Source organism: Treponema sp. (assembly GCF_045641405.1).
Classification (GTDB): domain Bacteria; phylum Spirochaetota; class Spirochaetia; order Treponematales; family Treponemataceae; genus Treponema_D.
This window is the reverse complement of record NZ_JAZUGX010000016.1, coordinates 43,035-51,986: the sequence shown is the minus strand read 5'-3', so window position 1 is coordinate 51,986 and position 8,952 is coordinate 43,035. Positions and strand designations below refer to the sequence as shown.

Genomic DNA, 8,952 nt, shown 5'->3' with positions numbered 1-8,952 from the left:
CATGCTTAAGACGCGCCGCCAGCGTTCGTTCTGAGCCAGGATCAAACTCTCCATGATCTATTCTTAAGCCCGAAGGCTAAAGATTTCCTCATAAAGTTTCCTGTCCCAATCCATTAAATCTGGAATTGATTTTCAGGTCGGTCAAAGAACTTGACCGATTCATTTTGCTGACATATTTAAGATTTGTCTTTGTTTTCCTTCACTGTTTCTGTCAAAGAACCGCAACTTTCGTTGCCTTCCGTCGTGCGACGGTGAAAGAGAATATATATCCGAATAAAAAAAGTGTCAAGAACAAATTCAAGTTTTTTGGAAAAATTTTCAATTTTTTTGATTTTGACTATGTCCGCAGAAACCGTTGCTGAATGATATGTGGTAGTTGAACGTATCGAAACCACCATATGCCTTGTGGATGCTGCTTGATTTCAACTGGCGGCATCAAGAAAACCACATTGCCATGTCCAATCGACGCAACAACACTATTTCCGTACATAGCCAAACAAAATTTTCCTACCGCAGCCCAGCCCCGATTGGATGGGCGCCGGAGGCGTTGCCGCCGGTAGCGGCAATGAGCGCCAGCGGAACCCAGGAAAGCGGGTTAACAAGGACTGTGCGCTTCTTATGAAGAACAGGCTTTCAAGAGTTCTTTGTTTTCTTCGTAAACCAACTTTAAGAAGTCAAATGCATTCCGGAGTGATTTCTTTAGGTCACTGTCATCTGTGTTTTTCACGGCTTCTTCCAGGTAGCTTTTTGCAATTTTCATATTTGTTTCAATCGTGGTTTCTTTGTACTGATGCAGATTGTTATAGATTTCAACAAAGTGGGAAAAGATTATGTATGTAAGATTCAAAAACTCTTTTGTGTTTGACTGCAGGCTTTGGTTTGACAGTAGCCTTGCAAAATCCAGAGCCACAGATTTGCTGTAACGGTTCAGCTCGATAATCAGCAGCTGACGGTTTTGAATGAAATCAGTATGAAAGATTGTTTTGGGAGAAAAAGCAATCGTCCTGACTTTGGTGAAAAGGTTTGTAAAAATTACCGGATTGAATTTTCTTTCTTCTGGAATGCTGCTGTTTTCATATTTGTCATTGTACTCCCGAACTAAACTTATAAAAGTACGGTCGGAATTTTGTGGTTCCAGTGCAAATTTACGCGCACTTTCAATAAACCAGTTTTCGATTTCCATTTTGTTCATGATTTCTAATTGCAGATGTTGCCGGAGATGTTTTACAAAAAAAGTCCCGCAGAAAAAACTACGGGACTTTGCATCAAGCAATTGCGCTTTATGGAAGAACTAGAGCTTGAGTGTCTTGAGGCGATTGCATGCTTCAATGACATTTTCTCTGTGTCCGAATGAAGAGAAGCGGATGAAGCTTTCGCCACTTGGACCGAATCCTGCACCTGGAGTACAAACTACATGGCACTGGTCGAGGATTGCATCGAATACATCCCAACTCTTTTTTCCGTTGAACTTTGCCCAAACATAAGGAGCGTTGCCTGTGAAGTAGATTTCTACATTTGCAGCCTTGAAGTTGTCTCCTTCAAGTGCTTCCTTGATGAGGCGTCCGTTTTCAAGGTAATAGTTGATTGTTTCTTCCATTTCCTTGAGACCGATTTCATCGAGGGCAGCATAACCGCCAGCCTGAGCGATGTTTGAAGCACCGTTGAACTGTGTGTTGATTTCGCGTTCCCATGCTGTGTGAACTGCGCTTCCGTCTTCGAATTTGAGCTTTTCTGGAACTACACACCAGCCAAGGCGAACACCTGTGAATCCTGCAGGCTTTGAGAATGACTGCATTTCAATTGCAACTTCGTCTGCGCCAGGAATTTCATAGATTGTCTTTGGAATGCTTGCGTCGCGGATGAATGCGGAATATGCACCGTCATAGAGAACGAAGCAGTCGTTTGCTTTTGCAAAGGCTACAAGGTCTTCAAGGTTCTTTCTTGTTGCACATGCACCAGTCGGATTGTTTGGAGAACAGATGTAGATGAGGCTGTTCTTCTTTACAACTGAAAGGTCTGGGAAGAATCCGTTTTCTGGAAGACATGGCATGTATGTGATGTCCTTGAATCCAGTTTCTGTTACAGGTTCCTTTCCGCCAGCCCCTGCCATAACTGTTCCGTCTACATATACTGGGTATGATGGATCCTGAACTGCAACATTTACGCCACTGCCGAACATTGTCTGAATGCGGCCAAGGTCACACTTTGCTCCATCTGAAACATAAACTTCAGAAGCCTTGATTTTTCCGCCGTACATTACCTGAGAGATGCGTTCACGGAGCTTTGGCATACCGGCGCTGTCATCCTGATAGCCTTCGTAACCTTCTACTGTTCCCATTGCTGTAATGAAGTTCTTCATTTCTTCTACAATATGAGGTGTCAATGGTTCTGTTGTGTTGCCGATTCCAAGGCTGATGATTTTTGCATCTGGATGTGCAGCCTGATATTCACGGCGCCTCTTTGCAATTTCTGGGAAAAGGTAGCCCTTTGCAAGGTTTGTATAGTTTGAATTTCTCTTGATCATAAGAACACTCCTGTAAATTGAGTTAGCAACAATTTACCAAATTTCCGTAAAGTTAGCAAATAAAAAACACTAAATTAAAGTTTGAAAATACCGAAAATATAAACGGTATCTTTATCGGGAGGATATTTTTTATGAAAAAGATTTTTACTATTGCAGCTGCTGTGATTCTTTCTGCCGCAAGCGCTTTTGCAGGAGATGCAGCTTCTTTTGTTGATATTGGTTTTTCTGAAGATGGAAGGACATATATTTTTGGAACATATGGAAAGACTGACAAGAACTACGAACCTTGGGCTGAAATCTATACAGTTGATGTCGCAGCAAATGATTTTGTAAAAGGTGAGGTCTTTAAGTCAAAGAAGGGTGATGTTGCCCAGAATGCAAGCGGAAAGGATGCATTTGACAAGCTGAGATCTTCTACAGAATGGAAGCTTGGGAAATACAATGCAAAGCCTGCCACTGCTGACACACTTCTTTACATCAGAGATTCTGAATCAAAGAGCGCTACAGACGAAATCATCTTTAAGGATTTTGAAAATTCTTCTGAAGACCAGTCGGTTTTCTACAGCATAAGGCTTGTTCCTACTTTTGAAGGAAGCGGAAAAAACGTTAAATCAAAGTTCTACATCAATGTAGTGCGCAAGGATGAAAACGGAGAAATTCTTTCTACAGTCAAGGTGGGAACTCCAGACTTCAAGCGCAAGGGTATAAGCGGCTATAAGATCGACAAGATTTTTACAGACGCTTCTGGTAAGAGTCTTGTCTTCATCGTTCAGAAAAAACTTGAGGACAACACGGGAACTTCTATCAGATATATGGTAGAAACATACCGCTTCTAATGAGGAAAAGGACTTACCATAGAACTTCACCGCATATGGCAGCGAAGCTTCCATGAAGACCCTTGTCGAAATGACCTCTAACACTACATACGGTGGTTTCGACAAGGTTTCCGCCGTTGCGAGCTCTTTTTTTTTGGTGTATTCTTTTTTGTATGACCATTAAAATCCGAAACAGAATATACCTTTTTCTTTCCCTGTTTGGAACAATTTCCCTTGCTTTCTATACAGCCCTTTTTATCTATGCAGCATTCAACAATCTGCTTGAAGCACCAGAAAATCCACTGAGGGCAGGAAACTTCTTCCAGTTCAACTTCCAGGCATCAATTGCTTCCATATTCTTTCTTGGAGCTTCGGCACCTGCAATCGCTTTTTTTATTCTTCGCGGATTTGAAAAGACTTCATCGCTGGAAATTCTTTTTTTCATCGGGGTCATAATTGGAGGAATCGCGGAGGAAACAAGACTTCTTATCCCTGTCCTTGACCTTTGGAACAGTTCATCAAACCTTCTTGTATGCCTTGGACGCATTGGAGTTATCGCAAGGACTATTATACCCCTTAGTCTTCTTTTCTCTTCCCTTTTTTCATCCAGCGATCAGCTTGAAAATGCAGAAAGAAATCTATTCTTTCTTTTTGCGGCATCCTGCGCCTTTGGATTCTTCTATCCAATCAATTCCAACAAAATTACTTCCAACTGCACTGTTCTTTATGGGATGAAATCTCTTTTTGGCGCGATAAGAATTCTTGTGCTCATAACTACAGTCGTAACGACTTTCATAAATTCCCATATGAGCGGAAATTTCAGGGACAATCTGTACGGATATGGAAAGTGCCTTGGAATCATACTTTTTTCAACAGGAAACACCATTCTTCTTTTCTGTGATTCAATTCCAGCGCTTGCAATAGGAATTGCAGTCTATTCTTCAGGATGCTTTCTTTACCTGAAGACCATGCACTACATGGCAAACAACTGGAGCTGAGCAAGCCCTCCAAGAACAACTGGAATGACTATGTTGTCCAGATCCTTCAATGGAAGAACCTCTATGAGCATTCCAACAGAGGCTATTAAAAGTGATATGTAGGATACGTTGATTCCATATCGCATTTCTGTTGAGAAATACAAGGCAAGATAGGTTGATATGAATATAGCGGCAAAACAAGTAAGGCTGCCTGCAACCGTCTTTCCATCCGTAAGCGGAATCTTTACCTTACCGAAGAGCTTTCCCGACAAGCTTGCCAGACCGTCTCCAAATGCAAGGGCATAGATTCCTATTGCTGCAGAAATTGGATACCACAGAAAGGTTGCGGCAAGAATTCCCACAACCAGAGTGACAGGCCCAAGGACAAACCTGTTTTCATCACGCTTTCTTGCTGCAGTTCTTGTAATGAGGGAAACAAGGAACACATCCCTTCCTGACAGGCGAAGAAATTCAGAAGCACAATAGAACACAAGGATGAACACAAGGAACACCACTACCTGAACACGAGCTTTTGTCATCATGAAAGGAAGCAGTGCACTGCAGAGATGAATGGACTTTCTGAATATTTCCTTGGCGATATTATTCAAGACCTTCCTCACCAAAAAGCATACGAGGAATTTCCGTATAGATTTCAGGACTGTAGTCAGGCATTGGATGTGTTATGTAGCGCACATTCTGTTCTGCAAGATTCGATCCTTCAAGACGAATCATTGTCGTCTGGTTTCTTGTAAGAGCATCCCAAGCACGAAGACTTTCCTGAAGATTGACGATTGCCTTAGCATTGAGATAGCTGTCCCCTGTGTTGGAAGCAATTCTTGAAAGGGTTACACCAAGATTGTTGCTTGCCTTCATGTAGGTATCGACAATATCTGCCTGATCATCGCGTACCTGAGGGAAGAGAACGCCATATTTCTGATGTTCACCATCAAGGATTGAGATGAGACGTTCATAGTAACCGCGTGCTACATAGTTGTCGCTGCTGAGCGCCAATGTGTTCGCAAGGGCAAGCAGAAGATGGATGTCGTTTCCGCTTGTATCATGGCTCTTGATGAACGATCCAAGAGCTGCTGGATAGTTCTGGTTCTGGTACTGAATGTATCCAATCCTGTAGCGAACAGACGATGTATCGTACTTGTTGTTCACTGCACTTTCATAGTGCATGAGGGCTGCATCGTTGTCTGCGGCAATGAAGTAGTCAAGGTCTGCAAGGTCTGCGTAGAGCTTACCTACATTCTCGTCACTTTCAAATCTGCTTGAAGCATTCTCCCGCTCAAAGATATCAATTCCTCGTCCATAGAGAGTCTCGGCAGTAAGGTATTCACGCTCGCTGCTCATTTCCTCACCAAGAAGACGGTAGGCATTGATGTATTTGTATGTATCGCGCTTATTGCGTCTTGTCTGAACTTCAAAAGAATCTATGGATGCCTGAAGAAGCCTAGCTGCACTTTTACCGCTCTTTGTCGCAACGAAGTAACGTCCCATATTATAGAGAGCAACAGCATTGTCAGGAGCCGACTTGAGTGCACGTTCCAGGAGCTTGCGGACATCTTCGATCTGTGAACGGAGATTTTCCTCGGAAGGACGAAGCTTTCCAAACCTTTTGTCCAGCATGTAGCCAGAAAGTTCAATTTCATCGGCGCTCTGAAGCCCCTTCTTCTGGTTCATGAAAATTTCTTTGTATGCAAGAACCTGACGAAGATTGTCTGTCCTGATGAAATATCTCATCTGGCGAGAAAGATAGAGATTGTTCGATCCGTAAAGCTCAACAAGAAGATCGTAATTCTGCTTTGCAAGCGGATATTTGTCCGTATTGCTGTCTGTTGCCCAATCGAGATAAAGGTCACCCAGTGCAAGGATTGCATCTGCATCGTTGATATGATAGTCAAGGACTTCCCTCTTGAGGATTCTTTCACTTTCTTCGTAGTTGTAGAGATCCTCCGATTCCATCCTTGCCCAGTCAAGACCAGCTTTCTTTTCGTGGTCGTAGCGTTTAAGTATTGCCCTGTACATCATACGGCTGCGGTCATACTGTCTATGGTCACGATAACCTTCCGCATATGTATAGAACCATTTCTTTACAGGCTTGAATGTAAGTGCCTGGTTGAATCTTTCTTCCGACTGAGGATACTGACTGTCCTGAAGCAAGGCATAGCCCTGTCTGTATAGACTGTTTGCACGAACAGGTTTATAGATGAATGTATTTGTAAGAGTGAAAATACAGAACACAAGAACGGCAGCCACCGCTGTCATTATCGCACCAGGAATGATCTTGTTTTTAAGCTGGTATTCAATCGACTTCTTGTATGCTTCGTATTCTGCAGCTGAACGGCGTTCAAAGTCACGAGGAACATCAAGTGAAATATCAAGAAGCTTTTCAAGCTCGGTTGCAACCTGACGGGCAGGAGCCTTTCTCAGAACTTTCTCGAGGACCGCAAAAATTGCATCATCGGTGAATTCATTTTTTACAACGAAGTCTTCCAGTGCAATACGCACATTGAGAGGATATGTCGCAAGGTTCTTGAGGAAACGTTTGTATTCAGCATCCGTGAAGGTATTCTTTGGCTTATCCTTTTCATCGACTTCAGCAGCACCAGAAAAATCTGGAGTTGAAACCTGAGGCTTATTGTCAAAGTTGGCCGTTACTGTATCGGAGAAGCCTGGAATGTTGAATTCATCATCGCCTTCAGCTCCATCAAGGGAACCAAGTGCAAAGTCTGAGTTTTCTTCTCCGCTGAAATCAAGGTCATTGATATCGCTTGTATCAAATGGATCCGAAGAATCAAAACTGTCTTCTGGAACAGCATCCTCTGGAGACAGAGCATCCATAGGCGTAGACGTTGCATCAGGTGAATCAAAGACCGATGCGTCAAGGGATTCCGTGCCGAAATCTCCACCGAAATCCATGGAACCATCAGAAGAATCATCGCTTGAGTCCCCGAAGTCTGGTAGATCATCAAGTCCATCCGTGGACAATTCATCCTCGTTCGTATTTCCAGCATCTGCAGGAATCTCGCTGACCCCGTCTGAAGAAGCTGTAAGTGCATCTGCTTCAGGAAGATTGAAATCGCCAAGATCCATTCCTGAATCTGTGCTATCTGATACCGAATCCCCGTCTCCGAAATCTGGAAGATCCATGGACTCCATGTCATCCGATACAGAAGGTTCTGCTGGAGTTTCAGCAACTTCTTCCTGAGGAAGATTTGCAAGATCTGGGATCTCATTGAATTCTGTCGGAATATCATCATTCAGACTGAGGCTTTCTGTTGTATTGAAATCATCGTTAGGATCATCGAAGTCGCCTTCAAAGTACTGCGATTCTTCTTCTGGGGCTACTGCGTCTTCAGCAGCTGGAATTTCTTCCGAAACAGGTATGTCTTCTGCAAGCGGAATATCTTCAAGGCCTGTTGATTCCGAGGTATCGTCATCAAGCACAGGAATGTCAAGATCATCGATCAGGGATGAAACATCACCCACTGCACCTGGAACATCTGCATCAGCGACAGGGTCAGCATCAAGAGAAAAATCAAAGTCACCTGCATCGAATGTCTCTCCAGGGGCCACTTCATCATCCGTTGAAAGTGCAGACTCTGGAGGAAGTTGGAATTCATCTGCAGAAGGTGCTGGCTCTGGAGGAAGTTCAAACTCATCCGCAGGAGCTGTTTCTGGTTCTGGGGGAAGCTCAAATTCATCTGCGGCAGGAGCGTCTGTGATTTCCTCAAGTGTCGATAAGCCATCGACAGCTTCATCTGCTTCAGGAATTTCATTAAGCTCTCCCACGCCACCAAGGGAACTCATCAGTGAATTCTCATCCAGTTCAGGAAGAGGTTCTGCTGGTTCCCCAGTCTCTGTCGGCATATCAAAAAGAGATTCATCAAAAGTCTGATTTGCAGGCTCTACCGATTCTGCTGGCGTATCAAAAAGTGAATCGCTGAATTCCTGTCCTGAAGCTTCTGTCACGGCATTGTCTGAGAAAAGATCATCCGACACATCCTCTATAGGAGTATCGATCGTCTTCTGTGGTTTATCGTTTGGATCAAAGAAAAGAGATTCCTCTTCTGGTTCCGCTTCCTTTGGAGTTTCGCTGAAAGCAAGAAGTGAATCCAAATCCATATCCTCTATTGCGACTTCCTCTGGTTCAGGTGCTTCTTCTGGTTCTGGAGCACTCTCCTCAAAGTCACTCAAATCAAAGTCGCCTAGATCCATATCTCCGCCAGATGGGAGAAGGTCTGACATATCTGGAACTGCAGCCTCCTGTTTTGGTGCTGCATTTGTTTCTTCTTCCGCATCTTCCTTGCCGTCATCCATGAAATCCGAGAAATCATTTGCTTCACGCTCTCTTTCCTTCTGAGCGGCATCTGCCTGAGCCTGCTCTTCTTCGGAAAGCATTGGAAGACCGTTGAGGAATTCGTCTGAATCGTCGATATCCTGCACATTCTTTGGGATACTGACCGTTACAGGTTTTTCACCGCGTGCAGCACGAATTTTTACTTCGTCACCGAGAGTCATTATGTCCGAATTGAATTGCTGCAGCTGTTTAAGTCCTGGCATGGGTAAATTATACTCCTCAAACAAACAAGGTTTCAAGATTATATCGGCAGTATACAAACATGAGTTT

At 43.6% G+C, this 8,952-nt stretch carries 6 protein-coding genes; 2 read left to right on the top strand and 4 right to left on the bottom strand.

The window, feature by feature from the left end:
• Nucleotides 1–616: 616 nt before the first annotated feature.
• Together ACKI39_RS02770 and ACKI39_RS02765 are read right to left on the bottom strand one after the other, a co-directional pair.
• Nucleotides 617–1,273, bottom strand: coding sequence for a hypothetical protein (locus ACKI39_RS02770; RefSeq protein WP_407397434.1), 657 nt, complete (start codon nt 1,271–1,273; stop codon nt 617–619).
• Between the two features lie 18 nt (nt 1,274–1,291).
• Nucleotides 1,292–2,524 (bottom strand): LL-diaminopimelate aminotransferase, encoded by a 1,233-nt coding sequence (locus ACKI39_RS02765; RefSeq protein ID WP_407397432.1) that lies wholly within the window; start codon nt 2,522–2,524, stop codon nt 1,292–1,294.
• A gap of 131 nt (nt 2,525–2,655) precedes the next feature.
• Here ACKI39_RS02765 and ACKI39_RS02760 point away from each other — a divergent pair, with 131 nt between their 5' ends.
• Together ACKI39_RS02760 and ACKI39_RS02755 are read left to right on the top strand one after the other, a co-directional pair.
• Nucleotides 2,656–3,360, top strand: a complete 705-nt coding sequence (locus ACKI39_RS02760) for a DUF2259 domain-containing protein (RefSeq protein ID WP_407397430.1) — start codon at nt 2,656–2,658, stop codon at nt 3,358–3,360.
• Between the two features lie 152 nt (nt 3,361–3,512).
• Nucleotides 3,513–4,337 carry a hypothetical protein gene (locus ACKI39_RS02755; RefSeq protein WP_407397428.1) on the top strand — a complete coding sequence of 275 codons (825 nt, stop codon included), beginning with the start codon at nt 3,513–3,515 and terminating at the stop codon, nt 4,335–4,337.
• On the opposite strand, the gene ACKI39_RS02750 is transcribed toward ACKI39_RS02755, so the two are convergent.
• Entirely contained in the window at nt 4,313–4,924 is a 612-nt protein-coding gene (locus ACKI39_RS02750; RefSeq protein ID WP_407397426.1) for a diacylglycerol/polyprenol kinase family protein, read from the bottom strand. The genes ACKI39_RS02755 and ACKI39_RS02750 overlap by 25 nt on opposite strands.
• Nucleotides 4,917–8,885, bottom strand: coding sequence for a periplasmic flagellar collar protein FlcA (flcA, locus tag ACKI39_RS02745; protein ID WP_407397424.1), 3,969 nt, complete (start codon nt 8,883–8,885; stop codon nt 4,917–4,919). Before flcA ends, ACKI39_RS02750 begins: the two co-directional genes overlap by 8 nt.
• Nucleotides 8,886–8,952 lie beyond the last annotated feature (67 nt).